The organism is Lysobacter sp. 22409 (assembly GCF_052045105.1).
Lineage (GTDB): Bacteria > Pseudomonadota > Gammaproteobacteria > Xanthomonadales > Xanthomonadaceae > Lysobacter > Lysobacter antibioticus_B.
The window spans coordinates 32,480-51,269 of record NZ_JBQEOE010000038.1 but is presented as its reverse complement, the minus strand read 5'-3'; the positions used below and the strand labels follow the sequence as shown (position 1 = coordinate 51,269).

General features: G+C 66.9%; 14 protein-coding genes and 1 pseudogene. 4 read left to right on the top strand and 11 right to left on the bottom strand.

Going from position 1 to position 18,790, the window contains the following annotated elements:
• Positions 1–81: 81 nt before the first annotated feature.
• Together ACTJJK_RS17895 and ACTJJK_RS17890 are read right to left on the bottom strand one after the other, a co-directional pair.
• On the bottom strand, positions 82–606 hold the full coding sequence (locus ACTJJK_RS17895; protein ID WP_440730857.1) for a hypothetical protein: 525 nt from the start codon (positions 604–606) through the stop codon (positions 82–84).
• 177 nt (positions 607–783) lie between these two features.
• Entirely contained in the window at positions 784–975 is a 192-nt protein-coding gene (locus ACTJJK_RS17890) for a hypothetical protein (RefSeq protein ID WP_152566055.1), read from the bottom strand.
• Between the two features lie 607 nt (positions 976–1,582).
• Here ACTJJK_RS17890 and ACTJJK_RS17885 point away from each other — a divergent pair.
• Together ACTJJK_RS17885 and ACTJJK_RS17880 are read left to right on the top strand one after the other, a co-directional pair.
• A pseudogene (locus tag ACTJJK_RS17885) lies at positions 1,583–3,607 on the top strand (sodium-translocating pyrophosphatase); the annotation flags it as partial.
• A 12-nt stretch (positions 3,608–3,619) separates the two neighbouring features.
• Positions 3,620–4,078: an OmpA family protein gene (locus ACTJJK_RS17880; protein WP_235186181.1), complete on the top strand. Its 459-nt coding sequence runs from the start codon at positions 3,620–3,622 to the stop codon at positions 4,076–4,078.
• Positions 4,079–4,176: 98 nt separating this feature from the next.
• On the opposite strand, the gene ACTJJK_RS17875 is transcribed toward ACTJJK_RS17880, so the two are convergent.
• The 4 genes from ACTJJK_RS17875 to ACTJJK_RS17860 all read right to left on the bottom strand — a co-directional run bounded on the left by ACTJJK_RS17875 (position 4,177) and on the right by ACTJJK_RS17860 (position 8,207).
• Entirely contained in the window at positions 4,177–4,731 is a 555-nt protein-coding gene (locus tag ACTJJK_RS17875; RefSeq protein ID WP_440730856.1) for a hypothetical protein, read from the bottom strand.
• Positions 4,732–5,044: 313 nt separating this feature from the next.
• Entirely contained in the window at positions 5,045–6,583 is a 1,539-nt protein-coding gene (locus ACTJJK_RS17870; RefSeq protein ID WP_223620994.1) for a M91 family zinc metallopeptidase, read from the bottom strand.
• A gap of 134 nt (positions 6,584–6,717) precedes the next feature.
• Positions 6,718–7,218: a discoidin domain-containing protein gene (locus ACTJJK_RS17865; protein ID WP_223620993.1), complete on the bottom strand. Its 501-nt coding sequence runs from the start codon at positions 7,216–7,218 to the stop codon at positions 6,718–6,720.
• Positions 7,215–8,207 (bottom strand): sterol desaturase family protein, encoded by a 993-nt coding sequence (locus ACTJJK_RS17860; RefSeq protein WP_440730855.1) that lies wholly within the window; start codon positions 8,205–8,207, stop codon positions 7,215–7,217. Before ACTJJK_RS17860 ends, ACTJJK_RS17865 begins: the two co-directional genes overlap by 4 nt.
• Before the next feature lie 340 nt (positions 8,208–8,547).
• On the opposite strand from ACTJJK_RS17860, the gene ppa reads away from it, so the two are divergent.
• Complete coding sequence (ppa, locus tag ACTJJK_RS17855) at positions 8,548–9,102, top strand: inorganic diphosphatase (protein WP_031370347.1); 555 nt, start codon at positions 8,548–8,550, stop codon at positions 9,100–9,102.
• Positions 9,103–9,265: 163 nt separating this feature from the next.
• Here the strand turns inward: ppa and ACTJJK_RS17850 are convergent, their stop codons facing one another.
• The 3 genes from ACTJJK_RS17850 to ACTJJK_RS17840 all read right to left on the bottom strand — a co-directional run bounded on the left by ACTJJK_RS17850 (position 9,266) and on the right by ACTJJK_RS17840 (position 16,159).
• The gene (locus ACTJJK_RS17850) at positions 9,266–12,193 is read right to left on the bottom strand and encodes a TonB-dependent receptor plug domain-containing protein (protein ID WP_031370346.1); all 2,928 of its coding nucleotides are present in this window, start codon (positions 12,191–12,193) and stop codon (positions 9,266–9,268) included.
• A gap of 589 nt (positions 12,194–12,782) precedes the next feature.
• Entirely contained in the window at positions 12,783–13,703 is a 921-nt protein-coding gene (locus tag ACTJJK_RS17845; RefSeq protein ID WP_440730854.1) for a helix-turn-helix domain-containing protein, read from the bottom strand.
• A 143-nt stretch (positions 13,704–13,846) separates the two neighbouring features.
• Positions 13,847–16,159, bottom strand: a complete 2,313-nt coding sequence (locus tag ACTJJK_RS17840; protein ID WP_051884320.1) for a winged helix-turn-helix domain-containing protein — start codon at positions 16,157–16,159, stop codon at positions 13,847–13,849.
• Between ACTJJK_RS17840 and ACTJJK_RS17835 the strand changes: the two genes are divergently transcribed.
• Positions 16,158–16,328, top strand: coding sequence for a hypothetical protein (locus tag ACTJJK_RS17835; RefSeq protein ID WP_161786062.1), 171 nt, complete (start codon positions 16,158–16,160; stop codon positions 16,326–16,328). The genes ACTJJK_RS17840 and ACTJJK_RS17835 overlap by 2 nt on opposite strands.
• A gap of 96 nt (positions 16,329–16,424) precedes the next feature.
• Here ACTJJK_RS17835 and ACTJJK_RS17830 read toward each other — a convergent pair whose 3' ends face one another.
• Both ACTJJK_RS17830 and thiC read right to left on the bottom strand, forming a co-directional pair.
• On the bottom strand, positions 16,425–17,111 hold the full coding sequence (locus ACTJJK_RS17830; protein ID WP_031370343.1) for an ion channel: 687 nt from the start codon (positions 17,109–17,111) through the stop codon (positions 16,425–16,427).
• Positions 17,112–17,522: 411 nt separating this feature from the next.
• On the bottom strand, positions 17,523–18,790 hold a 1,268-nt coding region (gene thiC / locus ACTJJK_RS17825; RefSeq protein ID WP_440730853.1), incomplete at its 5' end, for a phosphomethylpyrimidine synthase ThiC.

Genomic DNA, 18,790 nt, shown 5'->3' with positions numbered 1-18,790 from the left:
CGCATTGCGGCCCTTTCTTTATGCGCGCCGTGGCGCGCGACGATTCTTCGGCTGAAGTCCGGCAGGCGCGCAGGCCTTCGCTCAGCCGCCGCAGCCCTGGCCTTCGACTTTCATTTCGGCAGCGAACATCGGAATCGCGGCGAGCTTGTTGGCCGCGGCCTTTTCCTTTTCGTCCTGCAGGTACAAGCGCGACTTGCCCTGCGCATCCAGGGTCGGCGGCACCGCGGCCGCGGCCGGCTTACGCCAGATCCGCACCACCGCCTGTTGCTGTGGGCAGGCGGCGCTGGGCACGCGGATCAGATCGTTGAACTTCCAGCCGCCGGCTTCGGAAGGCTGCGCCTTGGCGGCGTCGACGAAACGCGCACGGGGCTGACAGTTCGGGCTGGTGCGCACGACCGCGAATTTGTAGGGATCGGCGGCCTGGCCGGTGAATATCCCCTCGACCCGCGCGCAGGCTTCGGGAATCTGGCGCAGGGTGTGCAGGCGGGCGACCGCCTGGGCCGGGATCGGCCCGCGCTTGATCTCGGGCACCGGGTCGGCGGCGGTCGCGAGCGCAGGCAGGCCCGCGCACAGCATCGAAACGAATAAAACGGGAACGAATCGCATCGTCGGCTCCGGTCTCACAAGGCCGGCGCAGACTGGCACGCATTGGCTGAACCCTCGCCCGCCGGGGGCGGAAGCCCGGCCGACGGCGCTCACAGGCCCTAACCGCGAACGCGCCGGCCGCCTGCAAGCGGCGGCCGGCGCACGGGTCGGCACGACCCGGGGTTCAACCGGCCGGGTTCATTCCAGCGGGATGGGGCACTGCTTCTGCACGCAGCACGACCAGCAATAGGCCTGGGTGTTGCCGGACAGCTTGCAGTCGTAGATGCACTGCGCCATTTCCGGCGTGATGCTGGACCCACCGGCCGCGGCGGTCAGCCCCAGCCCCATACCGAACACGAACACACAACATGCGATCAGCTTCTTGCTCATGGACATCTCCTGACTTGAGGTTCGATGGAAAACCCTTTCCTGTACTCAAGCGCACACCGGCATCGGCGCCGCAACGACGCGTCCGCCCGTGGCTCCCCCTGCGGGCCGTGCCCGCAGTGCGCATCGGCAGACCGTGGCGATTCCCTGGCCGGCACGATGCGCGCCATCGATCTAAGCGGCGCAGCGCAGGCAGTGTCAAACCGATGGCCTGTCGGCGCCGTGCGAGCGTCCGCGCGCCCATGCATGCCGCTGCGCCGGTCGCTGCGCACCGCGCGTATTCAGCTGCTGCGTCACAGCGCGCGCGTGCACGGGTCAAGGCGATAACGGGGTCGATCCCGGGAACGAACCGGAGCCGATCCGTGACTGCAGTCGCAGCCCCGCCGATGGCCGCTGGGCCCTTGCGCCAGCCCGCGGTCGCGAGGTTTCACCGGCCCAGTGCGTGTGCGATAGTCGCGACACCGCCGTGTTCGCAGCACGGCGTCGCTGCAATGCAACACGCATCAGCGCAAGAAGCGATTCCGCGGCACACCGGCCAACAGCTTTCCGCGGCACAACACGATCGACCCGTTGTCCTGTGATGTCCACTTCTACACTTGGGGAGGGGTTCATGCTGGAGCAGTACGGTTTGACCTTGGCGCTGGGCTGCGCCGTCATCGCGATCCTTTACGGCATCGTGTCCGCGCGCTGGATCAGCGCTCAACCCGCCGGCAACGAACGAATGCAGGAGATCGCCGGCGCGATCCAGGAAGGCGCACGCGCCTATCTCAACCGTCAGTACATGACCATCGGCATCGCCGGCGCGGTCCTGTTCGTGTTGATCTGGTTCGCGCTCGGCGGGCCGACCGCGATCGGCTTCCTGATCGGTGCGGTGCTCTCGGGCGCGGCCGGCTACATCGGCATGAACGTCTCGGTGCGCGCCAACGTGCGCACCGCCGAGGCCGCGCGCAAGGGCATCGGCCCGGCCATGGACGTCGCCTTCCGCGGCGGCGCGATCACCGGCATGCTCGTGGTCGGCCTGGGCCTGCTCGGCGTGGCCGGTTACTGGCTCGCGCTGGCCAAGCTCGGCGTGACCGGCGAAAAAGCGCTGCACGCCCTGGTCGGCCTGGCCTTCGGCTCGTCGTTGATCTCGATCTTCGCCCGACTCGGCGGCGGCATCTTCACCAAGGGCGCCGACGTCGGCGCCGACCTGGTAGGCAAGGTCGAAGCCGGTATTCCCGAGGACGACCCGCGCAACCCGGCGGTGATCGCCGACAACGTCGGCGACAACGTCGGCGACTGCGCCGGCATGGCCGCGGACTTGTTCGAGACCTACGCGGTCACGGTGATCGCGACGATGTTGCTCGGCAGCCTGATGGCCAGCACGGTCGGCGCCAACGGCGTGCTGTACCCGCTGGTACTCGGCGGCGTGTCGATCATCGCCTCGATCATCGGCGCATTCTTCGTCAAGGTGAAGGCCGGCGGCTCGATCATGGGCGCTCTGTACAAGGGCGTGATCGTCTCGGCAGTGCTCGCGGCGATCGCGTTCTATCCGATCACCACCGAGCTGATGCGCGATGCCAGCCACGGCGCGACGAACCTGTACGGCTGCGCGCTGATCGGCCTGATCCTGACCGGCGCCATCGTCTGGATCACCGAGTACTACACCGGCACCCAGTACGCACCGGTCAAGCACGTCGCCGCCGCATCGACCACCGGTCACGGCACCAACATCATCGCCGGCCTCGGCGTGTCGATGAAGTCGACCGCGCTGCCGGTGATCGCGGTGTGCGTGGCGATCTGGGGCTCGCACGCGCTCGGCGGCCTGTACGGCATCGCCATCGCCGCCACCTCGATGCTGTCGATGGCCGGCATGATCGTCGCCCTCGACGCCTACGGACCGATCACCGACAACGCCGGCGGCATCGCCGAAATGGCCGAGCTGCCCTCGGACGTGCGCGCGGTCACCGACCCGCTCGACGCCGTCGGCAACACCACCAAGGCGGTGACCAAGGGGTATGCGATCGGTTCGGCGGCGCTGGCCGCGCTGGTGTTGTTCGCCGACTACACCCACAACCTGCAGGCCGCGCATCCGGGCGTGGTGTTCAACTTCGACCTGTCCGACCACATGGTGATCATCGGCCTGCTGATCGGCGGCCTGATCCCCTACCTGTTCGGCGCGATGGCGATGGAAGCCGTCGGCCGCGCCGCCGGCGCGGTGGTCGAGGAAGTGCGGCGCCAGTTCCGCGACATTCCCGGAATCATGGAAGGCACCGGCAAGCCGCAATACGACCGCGCCGTCGACATGCTGACCAAGTCGGCGATCAAGGAAATGATCGTGCCTTCGCTGCTACCGGTCGCGGTGCCCGTGGTCGTCGGCCTGTTGCTCGGGCCGAAGGCGCTCGGCGGCTTGCTGATCGGCACCATCGTCACCGGCCTGTTCGTCGCCATCTCGATGACCACCGGCGGCGGCGCCTGGGACAACGCCAAGAAGTACATCGAAGACGGCCACCACGGCGGCAAGGGCTCGGAAGCGCACAAGGCCGCCGTCACCGGCGATACCGTCGGCGACCCGTACAAGGACACCGCCGGCCCGGCGATCAACCCGCTGATCAAGATCATCAACATCGTCGCCTTGCTGTTGGTGCCGCTATTGCCGGTGACGGGAATGGGCGATGCTTCCGCCACCCACGGCGTCAGCGAAGCCGCGCTGACCGCGCCGGCGACCGACGTCGGCGGGCCGGTGGACTCGGGCGCAATCGATGCATCGGGTCCGACCGAGGCCGTCGACAGCGCAGCATCCACGCCGGCATCGTCAGGCAGCGCCAAGCTCTACTTCGACGTCGGTTCGGCCACCCCGCCGGCCAGCGCCGAGGCCGATCTGGCCGGCGTGGTCGCCGCACTGAAGGCCGAGCCGTCGACGAAGGCCCGCATCTCCGGCTTCCACGACGAGTCCGGCGGCGCGGCGACCAATGCCGAGCTGGCCAAGGAGCGCGCGCAAGCGGTGCAGGGCTGGCTGGAATCGCAGGGCATCGGCGCCGACCGCATCGTCCTCGACAAACCGATGGTCACCACCGGCGGCGGCAGCGCCGAAGAAGCGCGGCGAGTGGAAGTGAAAGTCGAGTAAGCGCACCGGCATCGGCCCGACAGCCGATGCCGCTTCGCAAAACCGAAAACGGCGGCCTGGGCCGCCGTTTTCTTTTGACTATCTTCCCACCACCCAACTCACTGTCCCGCGAATGCATTCGCCGCGATATCGAACCACGGCGTGCACACGAGTTGCTGCCGTTCGGCGACTGCAAACGAGGCGCGCCAGAGCTCGACCTCGCCGACGCTTTCCGGCGCGTTGAAATCGCCGTCGTCGAACGTCGCCACACCGAGACACCAGCGCAAGCGCTTCGGCGCATCGGCGCCAGGTATCGCGAACTCGAAACGCCCTGCCGTCTCCGCGCCCGCCGGTACACGAATCGCCAACGGCGTCGGCGGCAAGGTCGGCGCAGGTCGCGGCAGGGGCGATGCCGCATGGCTCAACGAAACATCGCCGCTCTCGGTCTGCACGGTCGGCGCCGCGATCGCGCCGGCCTTCTGTCGCCCTGTCGCCACGGCGTGGCGGTCGCCGCGATCGAACACCGCGAGCGGTCCATCGCCGAGGTTGTGCAGGCGATAGCCCACCGTCAACACGCGTTTCGACGCCGCATAAGCGAACTCGGCTTCGAGCGCCACGCCGCGGCCTTGCACCTTCGCGATATGGGCGGCAGCCGAAGCGCGGTCAGCAGGCATGGGGTCGGACTCCGCGGATGAAGAGGGTTGCGCATGCACGCAGGCGCTCGCGGCGAGCGCCATCGAACACACGAGCAGGCGGCGAATGCAGGCGTAACGAGGGTACTGCGTCGACTTCATGCCAGGGCTCGTCTCGGGTACGGAGAATCGGCGCACGCGATGGAGGATGGCAACTGCCTCGGCGCACGCCTCATCCGGGAATCAGAACGACTATCCAGCGATCCTAGACAAAGTCGGACAGCCCGCGATGAACGCGGGCTGCCGCTCGTCGCTCCTGAGACCGTCGTCGCGATGCGCGATGAATGGCGCGCCGTCAGAGCGAATAACTCGGCCGGTCCGGCAAGCCGAGCTCGCCGCGGATGCCGTTCTCGGTCAGGTGGTCGGGATTGGCGGTGGTCTTGGGCGTATTGGGGTCGCCGTCGAAATCGTAGGCCGGCGCACTGGTCTCCAGGCCGACCGCCTGGCGTTCGGCGTTCGGCACCTCGCCGTTGTCGGGCCCGGTGCCGCGGTAGGTGCCCGGCTGGAAGGTGCCGGTGACGCCGTTATAGGCGTGCGACATCTCGTGATACAGCACCACCACCGGCGCCGGGAACTCGGCCATGTGGAACGAAGGGTTGTAGCTGATCTGCACGTCGCCGCCGGCGCCGGGCTTGCCGTTGACGATGTCGGCGTCGTTGCTGAAGGTCTGGGCGTAGCCGTTCTGCTCGTTCGCCAGTTCCTTGATGGTGACGGAGTTGCCGCGCGCGGCCGCCTTATCGAACTCGGCCAGCATCTGCTGGCCGTTCGGCGAGCTGCGCAGGAACTCGATCTCGGCGCCGACGCGCTGCCTGAACGCGTCCGAGCCCTCGATGGTCACGCCCTTGCTGGCGCTGATCTCGACGTTGATCACCGTGTTGCGGGCGCCGGTGGCGGCGTTGATGAGGTCGCTGGCCTGCTGCGCATACACCGTATCGTGGCCGGAGCGGTTGTCGACCGTGTCCTTGCCGGCGCCGGTGTAGACCGCATCGTCGCCGTCGCCGCCGCGCAAGCTGTCGTCGTCGAGGCCGCCCGACAGCATGTCCTTGCCCGCGCCGCCGTCGAGCGTGTCCTGGCCCTGGCCGCCTTCGAGGAAGTCGACGCCGTTGCCGCCACCGAGCGTGTCGACGCCGTCGCCGCCATAGACCACGTCGTCGCCATCGCCGGCATCGAGACGGTCGTCGCCGCGGTTGCCGAACACATCGTCGCGGCCGGCGCCGGTGGCGACGACATCGTTGCCGAGGCCGCCGTCGATGCGGTCGTTGCCGGCGCCGGTAGCGATCTTGTCGTCGCCGGCGCCGCCGTCAACGACGATGTTCACTTTCACGTTCGAGGCGACGTTGATGGTGTCGTTGCCGGCGCCGCTGCGAATGGTCAGCTCCTGGTTCTCGCCCAGGCGCACCTCGTATTTCTCGCCGTTGATGCCGACATCGAGGGTGCCGTCGTCGCGCTGGGTGATCTGCACGTCGTCGTTCTTGGCGCCGGTGGTCAGCACGACCTGATCGGTGCTGACATAGGTACGCCCCAGGCCGGCGTCGGCGAGGGTCTGCTCGCGCGCTATCGACACTTCGGCGCCCTGGTGCAGCGGATCGATCTGCACGGTCTTGCCGTCCGGCGTGCGGCCCTCGCTGCGCTGCTGAGGATTGGTGTCGTTGCCGTCGATCGCCACCGCACCGTCCAGCGCCGGGCGGTCCGGCTCGGCAAGCTCGGCGACCGCCGCTTCGGCAGTCACCGGCGGCTGCGGCTCGGCCAGGCGGTTCGGGTCGGCGGCGATCGGATCGTTCCAGTAAGAATCGGCCGGCGGCGCGGAACGGGTGGCGTCGAGCTGTACGGACATGGCAAGCCTGCGATGGACGGAGTACGAGCCTCCTAGATACGCAGACGTATGGCCGCATCCAAGCTAGGGCGTACCCACGCTAGGGTCGACCCCAGGAGCGCCCGAACGCCGGCCCGACGGCGCGCGACGAGGAGTTACCAGGCTTCGACTTCGTAGATGCGGGTCGCCGGATCGGCCGGGTCCTGCGCCGGTTGGCTCACGTCCAGGCGCACATAACGCGCCCGCGTCGGGGCGATGCGATGCACGCTGACGCCGTCGACGTTGTCGTCGGCCTTCGCCACCTGCCGCCAGCTCGCGCCATCGCTCGACACCGACAGCGCGAATGCACGCGTATTCATCGCAGCCGCTTCGCCGCCGGCTTGCGCATGCTTGACGGTGAAGCCGCGCAGCTCGCGCTCGGCTTGCAGATCGATGCGCAGCCAGGCCGGCCGCTGCAGCGAACAGAACTTGTCGTGGGTTTTGCTGGCGAGCAAGCCGTTGACCGCCTTCTCCGCTTCCTCGCCGGGCTTGCAGATCGCCGAACCGGTGGCCGGGCGATGCAAGGCGAGATTGGCTCGCGCGGGCTCGCCCGCGTATGCGAGGGCGGTCGGCCAGGACACGGCGAGCACTACCCACACGATCGGCCAGCGATTCATGGCGCCCCCTGCTGCGCCAGCCAGGCGCGTTTGCTGACATCGGCGGTCTTGTGCTCGCCGTCGTGGCTCCAACCCGGCGGCATGATCGGATACAGCAACTTGTTCCTCCATCCGGGCGCGGTGGCGACGTCGCGCAGCAAGGCAGCGAATTCGCCCAGATACGCATCGAGAAAACTGCCGGGTTTCAGCGGCCGGGTGATGCCGTACTCGATCCGCACGTCCTCGCGCTGCGGCTGATAGGTGCGGAACACGCGGTCCCAGACATTGAGCAGATTGCAGAAATTGGTGTCCATGTAGACCGCGTTGCGCGCGTGATGCACGCGGTGGTGCGCCGGCGTCAGGATCACCCGATGCAGCAACCCCAGGCGCCCGTCCTTGAGCGCGTGCTCGCCCAGGTGGATGAACTGCCCCCACAGCCCGTCGACGAACATGATCAGCAACAGCAGCGGCGGCTCGACCCCGGCCAGGATGCAGATCGTAGTGCGCACCAGATCCGCGTAAGGCGCTTCCAGGAACAAATGCGCGTAGTTGACCGACAGATTCATCGCCACCGGCGCGTGATGAGTCGAGTGCAGGCACCACAGCAAGCGCACCTTGTGGGCGAGGTAGTGGTAGACGAAATGAGCGAACTCCCAGACCAGGTAGCCGTAGATCAGCCCGGGCGCGCTGATGCCGACCTGGAACGGCGCATACGGCTGGAACAGGCCGATGCACAAGGTCACCACGCCGAAGGTCAGGAAGGTCGAGATCAGCCGGTTGGCCAGCAGAGTCAGGAACGGGAGCTTGTAGTCCTCGAGCTTGAAGCGGCGCTGGGCGACGGTACGCAACAGTTCGTACACCAGCAGGATCGGGATGACCGGGTACAACAAGGCCGCGGCCCCGTCGGTGCTGAGCAGCGCCCGGTAGCCCTGCTCGGCCAACAGCTGCAGCAAGGCCCCCAGGCCGAAGAAACCGATCAGCTCTTGCTCGACATAGCCCCACCACGCCATCGCCGCCCTCGCATTTGTATCGATCTAAATGCAGGATTAACACCCCACGCGGAGAGCGGCAAGGGCACCGGCCGAAACCCTGCCCGCCTCGTATTGGACGGCGCCTGGACGCTTTTTGACACGATCGCCACCGGCGTTCGATGGCCGCGTCGCTCGGATGCGGTTGGCCGCCGATGCGCGCACGAAGCCGTTGTTTTACCGCCGATTGGACATTTACGCGGGCCGCGGCTCCCGGCCGAGCCCGCCTGCCCCCGTGCTGCAACGCAGCACCCAGCCGCGTAGAATGGCCCTCTTTCTTTCACCGCCCGCCTTCCAGCGGGCCTCAGCAGTCGGAGCACACATGGGTCTGGACCTCGTTTCCACCGGCAAGAATCCGCCGCACGAGATCAACGTCATCATCGAAATCCCGAAGGATGCCGAGCCGGTCAAGTACGAGGTCGACAAGTCCTCCGGCGCCATCTTCGTCGACCGCATCTTGTCGACCCCGATGCGCTATCCCTGCAACTACGGCTACGTCCCGCACACCGTCTGCGGCGACGGCGACCCGGCCGACGTGCTGGTGATCCTGCCGCTGCCGCTGATCCCGGGCTCGGTGATCCGCTGCCGTCCGGTGGCCGTGCTGAAGATGTCCGACGAAGCCGGCAGCGACGAAAAGCTGCTCGCCGTGCCTGTCGACAAGGTCTTCGCCGGCTACAGCCACATCCACGACATCGAACAGGTCAGCCCGCACTGGCTCGAGCGCATCGGCCACTTCTTCGAGCACTACAAGGACCTGGAGAAGGGCAAGTGGGTCAAGCTCGACGGTTGGGGCAATGCCGAGGAAGCCAAGAAGATCCTGGTCGAAGCCATCGAGCGCTACGCGGCCACCTCGGAAGAAGACAAGCCGAAGTTCTGATCTTCGATAGATCGGCATAACAACAAAAAGCCGCCTTCGGGCGGCTTTTTGTTTCCCTGGCTAATCGGCCAGAACCAACGCCCACAACCTCGCCGGCCGCCACCACAAAAAACTACGGCCCCTTTCGGGGCCGTAGTCGTATTGCGGTACTACCTGACGCTTATCAGAAGCGCTGGGTGTACTTCATGTACACGAAGCGACCGATGTCGAAGCTGCCGTTGTAGGCGAAGCTGCTGTTCGGCTGGCTGTACATGGTCTGGCCGACGTGGTCGAACACGTTGTTCGCGCCCACCGCCACCGTGGCGTTCCACGGGGTGTTGTAGCGAACCTGCACGTCGTGGAACGTGTTGGCGCCCACTTCGCGGATCGGCTGGATGCCCTTGTAACCCGACTGGTAGTTCGGCTTGTCGCATTCCGCGCCGCCGTTCAGGTCATACGCGCACTCTTCCTTCAGGCCGGAGTAGTAACGCACGCCCCAGCTTGCGCCGAAGTCGCCGCGGCTCCAGTCGGCGTTCAAGTTCGAACGCACGCGGAAGTTGCTCAGGCCATCGGCGACCCAGCTCGTACGCTGCTCGACCGGCGTGGTGGACTCGCCGTCGCGCTTGTATTCCAGGTAGTCGACGTAGGTCGTCTTCCAGGTGAACGAGAAGTTGCCGAAGCGGGTGTCGGTCAGACGGTAGGCGATGCCGAGGTCGTAACCGGCCGTTTCCTGGTAACCGCCGTTGATCAGGTTGCGGGTCACGCCCACGACCTGGCCGTCGGTGTCGCGCACGAAGCGGCCGCAGGCCGAATCGATACCGAGCACGTAGCAGTTGTTGAGGATCGAGGTGACGGTTTCAGCCGCGATGACGTCGTCGATCTTGATCTTCCACCAGTCCAGGCTGACGTCGAGGCCGCTGACGTAGCTCGGGCTGTAGACGAAACCGATGCTGGTCGACTTCGAGGTTTCCGGCATCAGGTTCGGGTTCGAACCGGACAGGAAAGCGCTGTCGGACTGAGCGTTCGGGCCGGTGGCCGGACGGCCGCCGGAAGCGACCTGGCGGAAGTTCGCCGGGACCACGCCTGCGCAACGCGCAGCGACCTGCGGGTTACGCACGGCCGAGCCGAACGACGTATCGCACGGGTCGGTGTAGTTGTCGAAGCTCTCGCTGACGCCGCCGTACAGGTCGGCCACGGTCGGGGCGCGGAAGCCCGTCGCGTAGGTGCCGCGCACCAGCAGGTCGTCGATCGGCTTCCACTTCAGGCTGAACTTGCCGTTGGTGGTGTCGCCGAAGGTGTTGTAGTCCGAGTAACGGCCGGCGAGGCTGAACGACAGTTCCTTCGCGAAGGCCACGTCGGCCAGCACCGGCACGGCGAGTTCGACGTAGAACTCGTCGAGCGAGTAGCCGCCCTGGGTTTCGCTACCGGCCAGGTCGGTGCTCAGGCCCGACTGCAGCAGGGCGTCCGGCGAGTAGTGCGCCGATTCCTTGCGGTGCTCGTAACCGGCCGCCAGGCCGAGGTCGCCCGCCGGCAGCGTGGCGAGCACGCCGCTGAGGTTGAGGCTGTAGACCTCGGTCTTGGTGGTCGAGGTGTCGTGGGTCGGCAGGTACAGGTACTTCTGCAGATCCTTGTTGTTCAACGAACCCGGTGCGTTGACGTCCGGACCCAGCAGCGGGTTCCAGGCCAGGCAGCCGGCGATCGGGTTGGCCGCGGTGCCGCAACGGGCCACGCCGCTCGCGTCGATGAACGACGGGCCCAGGGCCTTCTCGGCGTGCGGCAGGTACAGATTGCCGGTGCCGGTCTTGACGCCCTTGTTCTGGTTGTACATGTAACCAGCGTCCCAATCCCACGGCTTGCCGGCCAGTTCGAACGAACCTTCGAGGCCGCCGCTGAAGCGGTAGGTGGTCAGCTCGGACTTGGTCTGGCGCGGCACTTCCCAGCCACGGCGGTAGAAGTCGGCGTCGTAACCCAGCGGGTTGAACGCGCTGCCGGCCTTCAGGCTCAGGTCGCCTTCATAGCGATCGCTGAAGCCGGTGGAGCGGAACGGATAACCGGCGATCTGCTGGGTGGCTTCGCGGTCCGTGTACAGGACGTCGGCCTTGGCGCGCAGGTTGTCGGTGATGTCGAACTCGGCGTTGGCGAACACCGAACGACGCTCCAGGCCGGTCGAGAGATACATCTCTTCGTTGGCGTTGGTGTAGTCGGTCAGCGGGTTCGTCGCGTGGAAGTTCGCGAGCTTGGAGGTATCGGTGGTGCCACGGTTCGCAGTCAGCGCGTTATCGGCGTTGTCGAACAGGGTGCCCCACTGGTTGATGGCGCTCCAACCGTTGGTGCGCACGCCACCGTTGGCGCCGCCCTGATCGGGGAACGGATGGCCACGACCGTTCGGGTAGCGAGTGAAGGCGCGATCGCGGGCCATGACCGGATCTTCCTTGCTGTACTCGGCGCCCAGGGTCACCGAACCGCGCTCGCCGGTCTGGCCGACGACGAAGTTATAGACTTCCTTGTTGCCGTCGCCCTGGCCGTACTGGCCGAGGTAGGCGCTGGCTTCGAGGCCGTCGAAACGCTTGCGGGTGATGATGTTGACCACGCCGGCGATCGCATCCGAACCGTACAGGGCCGAAGCGCCGTCGGTGAGGACTTCGATGCGCTCGACGATCGAGCTCGGGATCGACGCCAGGTCGGAGTAACCGCTGGAGCTGATGCCCATGCGCTTACCGTCGATCAGCACCAGCGTGCGCTGCGGGCCGAGGTTACGCAGGTCGACGTACTGGCCGCCCACGTCTTCGCCCGACGCCAGCGCGTCGGCGCGCGAGATCGCCGGCGAACCGGTGGCGGTGATGTTCTGGACGATGTCCGCGACGCTCGTGAAGCCCTGCTTCTGGATGTCGGCGCGCGTCATCGTGACGACCGGCTGCGAGGTTTCCAGATTCGCCTGACGGATGCGCGAACCGGTGACTTCGATGCGGTCGAGGGTGGTGGTGGCCTGATTGGAGGCGTCGGCTTCCTGTGCGCCGGCGATCGCCGGAATCAGGGCCGTCACTAACGCCGTGGCGATGGCGGACGGCAGCAAGCCGTACCGCGCCGCGGGGCGCAGACTGCGATGGTTCATCTATCTCTCTCCAGTAATCTCGTTATGGGCGTGTTAAAACGCTTTGCAAAAGTACGACCCGCAAGCCGATGCTGCTTTGCCCTTGAGGCCGGGAGACTTTGCCGATTGAGTCGTCGCGGTCGTGGTCACAACGCAACGATGCAATCAAGCGCCGATGAAAACGCGATGCGCGCGTCGCGATCGAACCTCGACAGCGAGTCGATGCGACGACGCACTCAGGCGATGCGCAGGTTTGCGCGCGAAGACGAGAAGGTTTGCCGATGCTGTCGATGCGCTCGGCATGAACGACCGATAAATCGAAACGGCGGCGATCGCGGCATCGCACCGCGCACGGCTGCGCAACGATTCAGCGCAGGTTGCTGGAGAAAGAAATCGCAATGGCGTTGCGTGCTGGGAGATCGCGTGCGGCGATCGTGCCGGGCTGGCCCTGCGCTCGTGGCCGGGGCCACGATCGTCGCCGAAGTTTCGATGCGCGCGCGGCGCGCATTCGAAACTTCAGCGGTCGTCCTGCTTACGTATTGCGGTGTTGCGTACGGCGCGTGCGCCGCTCCACGTGTCGCGATGTTGCTGCTGCGGTAACCGACGCGGCTTATGCGGCCTTGCGCAGCGGTGCGGCCGCCGGCTTCGCCGATGCCAACTGGGCCGATTCCAGCTTCGCGCTGGCCGCGGCGCTGCGGTAACGCGTCGCCGAGGTGCCGAAGCGTGCGCGGAAAGCGCGGGCGAAGCTGCAGCAATTGTCGAAGCCGCTGGCGGCGGCGACTTCGCCGATCATCATCGAGGTGTTCTTGAGCAGATCGGCCGCGTGCTCCAGACGCATGCGCGCCGACGCCGCCTGCGGGCTCTCCTCATAAAGACTGTGGAAGGTCTTGGAGAAGTACCAGCTCGAGAAGCTCGTCAGTTCGGCCAGTTCGCTGATCCGCACCACGCGGTCGCAGTTGCCTTCCAGGTACAGGCGGGCGCGCTGCAGACGGCCGAACACCTGGCGCTTGCGGCTGCGCGAGCGGCCCGGGCAGCGCTGGATGCGAGCGGTCAGCTCGCGCTGGACGCCGGCCAGGTGCAACAGGATCGGACGCAGGGCGTTGATGTCCAGGCCACCGTCGGCCTCGCCGTTGCGGGCATGGGCCTGGCGCCACAGGCGCAGGGCGATGCGGGCGTCATGGCGGCTCATGCGGCCGCGGCCGGCATAGAGGCTGCACTCGGCGAGCCGGGTCATGGCCTTGATCGCGTCGGCGGTCAGGTTAAGGCCGACGCAGACGCCGTAGCGGTCGGCCTGCAGGACCGGCTTGGAGTCGCGTTCGAACGCGATCCAGTCGCCGCGCTTGAGGCGGAACTTACCTTCCTTGGCTTCGACCCAGGAGCTGCCGCGCAGCTGGACCCAGATCGAAAAATGCGTGCCCGACAGCTGGGCGCTGCCGAGACGGGAGACGCCGACGCAACTGGCCTGAATGGCGGGATCCTGAGCGTCCAGCTGCAACAGCTGTCCGCGATCCGCCCACAATGCTTGCTCCATTGGTCCACCTCATGTGCCGAGAATGAGGTGTTGTTTTGCCTAAGTCCGGCGCGCGACTTCAGAAATTTGACGGAGAGTTAGGCGAATTCGGAACGACGTCACAACCGAAGCTTTTCCGAAAGCACATTTGTTTGCAGAATCAATCAGTTGAGCCAGCCGGGCACGAAGGTCTTCGGCTCTTCGGGCAGGTCCATGTAACCGATATCAGCGCCGTCCCACTTGGCCAGGGCCAGATAAACCGCGTCGCCGCGCGGACTCAGGCTGAATCCGTTGATCGCCGAGCGCCGGCTCTGGTCCAGGCACAGGACCGACGGCGGCAACTCCGGCGAGGCGATCCGGCGCAGTAGGGACAGGCAGGTCGGCTGCTGGTCGAGATAGCGCAGCTCGCCGGTCTCGGTCGCCACGTCCCAGAGCCGGTAGCGGTCGGCGACCGGTTCGCCGTCGCCGATGCGACGGACGCTGGCCGGCGTCAGGCCCAGATCCGACTGCCACAGCCCGGCCTCGGTCTGGCGGGTGAACAGCAGACGGTTGCGGGCGCCGTCGACGCGAACCTCGGAGACGTCGGCCAACTGGCTCAACAGGCGCCAGGGTGTCAGCCGGCGGTCGAACAGATTCAGGCTCAGGCGGCCGTCGCCGGTGCCGGCCAGGACCAGCAGGCGATGCGGGTCGGGCAGTTGCACGGCCTGGATCGGGTCCGGCAGGGGCACCGGCAGGCGGGTCACGCGGCCGCTGGCCGGGACGATCTCGTGGACCACGTTGCGGCCTTCGGCGTCCGGCCCGACCACGGTCACCCGCGCGCTGTCGTTGGACCACGACGGCGCATAGCGCGTGCCGGGTTGCACGCCCTGCAGCATGCGCAACGAATCGGGCTGGTCCATGTCGGCCCACCACAAATGAGTGCTGCCGGAGCGGTCGGAGACGAACACGATCTGGTGCGCGTCGGGGGCGATGGTGGGCAGGATGTCGCGGGCCGAGGACGGGAACAGCGGGTCGACCACATGCACCGCGCCTTGCGAGGTGTCGCCGAGCACCACCCGGAACAGGCCGAAATAAGGTTTGCGCTGGACGAAGGCCGCGGCCGGCCGCGCCGCCGCCACCGCCGGCGCCTGCGCCGACTCGATGCCGAGGTCGCGGGCCTGACCGGTGTCCAGGTCGAGACGGAACATGCGGGTGTCGCCGTCGATCATCCGCCCGAACAGAATATTGCGGCTGTCCGGCAACCAGTCCCAGCCGCGCACGTCGGCGCTGAGGTGGCTGAGCCGTTCGGCCTTGCCGCCTTCGGCCGGCAGGCGCCAGAAATCGCCCTGCGGGCTGTTGCGAACGAACACCAGCCAACGCCCGTCCGGCGAAAACCGCGGCGACAGGTCGAGGTTGCCGGCGCCGGGCTGATACGGCACCGCGCGCCACTCGCCGCTGGCGAGGTCGAGCACGCGCATGCCGACGATGCCCTGCGGGGTCCACATGCTGCCGAAGATCAGGCCACGGCCGTCGCCGGTCCAGTCGAAGGTCGGCGGGTTGCGCGAGTCGCACGTGCCGACTTCGCGCTCGGCGCCGCCGTTGGCGGCGATCACCAGCACCCGGCACGACACCCCGGGTTCCAGGCGCAGGAAGGCGATCGAACGACCGTCCGGCGACCACGCCGGGGCGCTGTCCTCGGCCTGGCCATTAGGTTGGGTGAGCTGGCGCGGCGGGGTCTGGTCGGTGGTCTGCACCAGGATGGCGGTGCCGCGCTGGCCTTCGGGTATCGCCACGTAGGCCACCATCGCCGCATCCGGCGACAAGGTCGGGGCGAGCTCGAAGCCGGGCATGGAAGTGATCAGGCGATACGGGCGCGGGGTATTGGTCGCGCGCGCCGGGTCGACCGCCGGCACGGCCGCCTGCGTTTGCGGCTGGCGCGCGAGCGACCACCACACCAGGCCGCCGACCAGGCCGATCACCAGCGCGATCACGCCGACGATCGAACGCCAGGTGCCGCGCGGACGCGGGTGGTTCGGCAAGGGCACCGGTTCGACACGCTCGTCGATCAGCGCCGCCGGCGCGGTCGATATTTCAACGTCGTCGGCCGGCTCGTGGTGGGTGGAGGCCGCGCTCTCCTGCGGCAGCCATTCGACCTCAGCCAGCAGGCGGTAGCCGTTCTTGGCGATGGTCTCGATGTAGCGCGGATTGCCGCGGTCTTCGTCGAAGGCCTTGCGCAGTTGGGTGATGGCCTGAGTGACGACGTCGTCGGTAGGCAAGGTGTCGGGCCAGACCTCGGTCAGCAGCGCATCGCGGCTGACCACGCGGTCGGCGTGTTCGACGAGCACCAGCAGCACGCCCATCGATTTGGGCGTGATGCGGCGAGGCCGACGGGCGCCCGGTGCGCGGATCTCGCGCAAGGGGATGTCGACCAGGCACTCCCCCACCCGCAGCTGCTCGGCGGGCGGAGTCGGTAACGATGGCTCGTGAATTCGCGGCATGAATCCTGCTGATGATGCGCACTCGCCCGCCGCCGGTCATGTGCCTGAACGCATGGGCGGCGAAACGACAAACCGACATATCCGGCATGGCGCGATGGCGCAATCGGAAAAGCGCGTTGGAACCGCCTATTCTAGCGTCCGCGAAGCTGAGCCGGACCTGTTCGAGTGACGCAGGCGGCCCCAAACCGGCCAAAACCCCGGAACGTATCGTTCCAAAAGGGCTCCGGGCCCGCGCATTGTCCTGTAACCCGGGGGTGTTACTGCCTCACTGCCGCTCGTTGCGCAGGATGGTCAGGCCGATCAGGCGCGACACCACCGCGGCGATATACCCCACCCCGGCGAACTGCTCGAACATGGTCAGCACCCGCGCCGCCGGACTCATCGGCAAGATGTCGCCAAGGCCGACCGCCGACAGATTGGTGAAGCTCAGGAACAACAGTTCGAGCCAGGTACGCGGCTCGCCCGGGCGCTCGGCACCGGTAAAACTGCCCGGGTACCAGGCCTGGCAGACCAGGAAGGCGTAGGCGAAGCCCCAGGCCAACAGGGTGAAGGTCGCCCCGGCCGCGAACAGTTCGTCGGCGGTCACCCGATGGTCGCTCATCATGTAGGCGATCAGGGCGCCGGCGGCGTAGAAGTACAGCGCCGCCTCCAGCGCCGACGAGGCGATCAGCAGGTCCGGGCTGGCGAACAGCACCGACAATACCGACAGCACGAACGCCGGCACCGCGATGATCCAGGCGATCCACTTGATCGCCGGGCTGCGGTTGACCACCCACACCGCCAGCGCCAGCACCAGCACGCCGAAGGCGCCGAACACCACCCGCCCGCCGCCGGACGGCTCGAACAGGGGATAGGCGAGCATGCTCAGCAGTTGCGCCGCGAGCAGGAAGGCCGAGGGATGGCGTCGCGCGTGGACGCGCCATTTGAGGGAGGTGTAGCTACGGTCGCTCATGCGGCGAGAGTGTGCAGGACTTGGCGGACGGCGCACAGAGGGGTGAGCCTCGCAACCGCTTCAAGAGTAGGAGCGGCGCAAGCCGCGATCAGCCGAGGAGGCCGGATACCACGCAAGCCTCCGAAGCGGCAGGCATCCGGATCGCATTCGATCAGAGCCGTGGGGTTTCGGGAGTTCGGGACTTCGGCTACTACGCTTTCGTACGACGCTTTGGTTAGTCGCGGCTTGCGCCGCTCCTACCCAACGGCAAAAGATCGGGCATCCGCGCATCGGAACTTCGGCTGCGACGCTTTCGTACGACGCTTCGGTTGGTCGCGGCTTATGCCGCTCCTACAGGAGAAGCGGCGCGATGTTGGAAATCCGGCACGACGCAGCCGCGTCGCGCCGGATTTTCTCGACGGCCTGCGACGATCAGGCGCGGCGATAGACTTCCGCGCCCTGGGCGCGGAACTCGGCGGCCTTTTCGGCCATGCCCTCGTCGAGCGCGGCGACTTCTTCGACGCCGTGTTCCTTGGCGTAGTCGCGCACGTCCTGGGTGATCTTCATCGAACAGAAGTGCGGGCCGCACATCGAGCAGAAGTGCGCGACCTTGTGCGCGTCCTTCGGCAGGGTCTCGTCGTGGTACTCGCGGGCGCGCTCCGGATCGAGGCCGAGGTTGAACTGGTCTTCCCAACGGAACTCGAAACGCGCCTTGCTCATCGCGTTGTCGCGCGCCTGCGCGCCCGGGTGGCCCTTGGCCAGGTCGGCCGCGTGCGCGGCGATCTTGTAGGCCATCAGGCCTTCGCGCACGTCGTGCTTGTTCGGCAGGCCCAGGTGCTCCTTCGGGGTGACGTAGCAGAGCATCGCGGTGCCGAACCAACCGATCATCGCCGCGCCGATCGCCGAGGTGATGTGGTCGTAGCCCGGGGCGATGTCGGTGGTCAGCGGCCCGAGGGTGTAGAACGGCGCTTCGCCGCAGACCTCGAGCTGCTTGTCCATGTTCTCCTTGATCAACTGCATCGGCACGTGGCCGGGGCCTTCGATCATGGTCTGGACGTCGTGCTTCCAGGCGATCTTGGTCAGCTCGCCCAGGGTTTCCAGCTCGCCGAACTGGGCCGCGTCGTTGGCGTCGGCGATCGAGCCCGGACGCAGGCCGTCGCCGAGCGAGAAGGCCACGTCGTAGGCCTTCATGATTTCGCAGATTTCCTCGAAGTGGGTATAGAGGAAATTCTCCTTGTGGTGCGCCAGGCACCACTTGGCCAGGATCGAGCCGCCGCGCGAGACGATGCCGGTCACCCGCTTGGCGGTCAGCGGCACGTAGCGCAGCAGCACGCCGGCATGGATGGTGAAGTAATCCACGCCCTGCTCGGCCTGTTCGATCAGGGTGTCGCGGAAGATCTCCCAGTTGAGTTCTTCGGCGCGGCCGTCGACCTTTTCCAGCGCCTGGTAGATCGGCACCGTGCCGATCGGCACCGGCGAGTTGCGGATGATCCACTCGCGGGTTTCGTGGATGTGCTTGCCGGTGGACAGGTCCATGACCGTGTCGGCGCCCCAGCGGATCGACCACACCAGCTTCTCGACTTCTTCGGCGATGCCCGAGGACACCGCGCTGTTGCCGATGTTCGCGTTGACCTTGGTCAGGAAGTTGCGGCCGATGATCATCGGCTCGCTTTCCGGGTGGTTGATGTTGTTCGGGATGA